The organism is Bacillus cereus group sp. N11 (assembly GCF_016483605.1).
Taxonomy (GTDB): Bacteria; Bacillota; Bacilli; order Bacillales; family Bacillaceae_G; genus Bacillus_A; species Bacillus_A toyonensis.
Genome location: NZ_JAEHBN010000077.1, coordinates 1 through 260 on the forward strand (window position 1 = coordinate 1; position 260 = coordinate 260).

Here is a 260-nt window from a genome sequence, read left to right on the forward strand (position 1 = left end):
GCATGGAAGGGCCATCGCTCAACGGATAAAAGCTACCCCGCGTATAACAGGCTTATCTCCACCAAGAGTCCACATCGACGGGGAGGTTTGGCACCTCGATGTCGGCTCATCGCAGACTGGGGCTGTAGTCGGTCCCAAGGCTTGGGCTGTTCGCCCATTAAAGCGGTACGCGAGCTGGCTTCAGAACCTCGTGAGACAGTTCCGTCCCTAACCGACGTGGGCGTAGGAATTTTGAGAGGAGCTGTCCATAGTCTGTCTCA

1 rRNA gene is annotated in these 260 nt (G+C 56.5%); it reads left to right on the top strand.

Annotation, left to right across the window (positions count from 1 at the left end):
- A 23S ribosomal RNA gene (locus tag JDS98_RS29740) occupies nt 1-260 on the top strand; the annotation flags it as partial.